1 protein-coding gene is annotated in these 1,614 nt (G+C 75.8%); it reads right to left on the minus strand.

Annotation, left to right across the window (positions count from 1 at the left end):
* Nucleotides 1–435: 435 nt before the first annotated feature.
* Nucleotides 436–945, minus strand: coding sequence for a CAP domain-containing protein (locus AOK09_RS26015; protein ID WP_245687482.1), 510 nt, complete (start codon nt 943–945; stop codon nt 436–438).
* Between the last annotated feature and the right edge of the window lie 669 nt (nt 946–1,614).

The following is a 1,614-nucleotide window of genomic DNA, read 5'->3' on the forward strand; positions in this document are numbered from 1 at the left end:
CCAGCCCCTGCCCGTCGAGACCCGCCCGCTCGTTGAAGGTCGTCACCCGTTGCTCCTCGGCCTGTCCTGATGTCGGCCGCTCCTGGTCCCCGGACCGGCCCCTCCCACCCCGACCTACGCGCTCTCCGGCAGATCGGTTCCACCGGGACGGCTGCTCGGCCGAGGTGCGCGGACAGGCCGCCCCAGGTGGTGCGGGTGCAGGCCTGCTCCAGGCATTCTTCCCTGCAACGGTGTCACAAGTCACCCAGCCGGGCGACACGTGCCGTTTACCCCCTTTGGCCCATCCCCGTAAGGGGCTTGGGCAGCAGGGGGACGGCGGTCGCGGCCTCCCGGGCCTGCCCGGGTCCGTACGCCGTCAGCGCGCGCGGCGGCAGCGCGCCCCCCGCGGCGGGTCGAGCCGGGCAGGGCGCCGGGCAGCGGCCCCGGAGCCCGGGGTCAGCGGGGGGCGGCGAAGTCCTGGGTCCAGTAGTCGCCGGGCTCGGCGTGCGCGATGCCCATCCGCTTGTAGCGGCAGTTGAGAATGTTCTCGCGGTGGCCCGGGCTGGCCATCCAGGCGTCCATGACCTGGTCGGCGGTGCGGTAGCCGCTGGCGACGTTCTCGCCCCAGGCCTTCGCGCGGAAACCGGTCCTCCTGATCCGGTCCACCGGCGCGGTACCGTCCGAGCCCCGGTGCGAGATGTGGTGCCAGTAGGCCATGTCACCGCTGTGCCGCCGGGCCGACTCGCTCAGCCGGCGGTCGAGGACCAGCGGCCCGCACCCCGCCCGCCACCGCTCCTCGTTGACCAGGTCCAGCACCCGGGCCGCCGAGTGCGCATGGCTGTGGCGCCCGAAGAACCCCAGGGCATGGGCCTCGGCGGGGGTGGCCGGCGCCACGGCCGGGATCAGCAGGCAGGCGGCCGCGACGGCGGTCCTCCTGCCACGGGCATGGCTGCGCTGGATGTGCACGGTGACCTCACTGGACGCTGGGGACGACCTGTCGTATCGGCCTGTCCTATCGGCAGCGGATGTCCCGTTCCCCACCCCTCCAACCGGCGCCGGCGCCCCGCGTCACCCGTGGCGGGGACGCTTTGCGCCCGCCTGGAGTGGCGGGTCTGCGGGCCGTTCGGGCGACCCCCGCGCAGCAGCCCCGGACACGGCCCGCACGCGTCGTCCGCGGGGTCCGGCCGCCGGCGGCCGGGTACCGCGCCCCCCGGCCTCCGCCGCCGTGCCTGCCCCGGCGTTGGGCAGGACGGGTGGTGCGCCGTCGCCGGCGATTGACCGGGGCAGGCCGTGGAGTAGAGTGACCGCGGAGTGCCACGGGTCGTCACACGTCGTCAGACCGGTACGGGACGACGGAGAGCGATCCCCGCCGCCGGCCGCCGGACGCCGCGCCCGGCCTCCTCCCGCTCCGCACCTCCTGGCACCCCTTCCCCGGTGCCAGACGGGTCACTTCCCCAGTGAGCGGGCGGGGACCAGGCGAGGTGTCCCGGGCATCCGCACCCCCGGGGTGGGAGGCCGTCCCTCCACCGCGGCGCCGGCAGGGCACCATGGGACGGTCACGGCGCCCCGCCCAGGGGCGGCGGCACCGGAAGAAGGGCTCCACCCCGCCATGAGCACCCTCGCCCCCGCACGCAC

Origin of the sequence: Peterkaempfera griseoplana (assembly GCF_001418575.1) — a bacterium.
Lineage (GTDB): Bacteria > Actinomycetota > Actinomycetes > Streptomycetales > Streptomycetaceae > Peterkaempfera > Peterkaempfera griseoplana.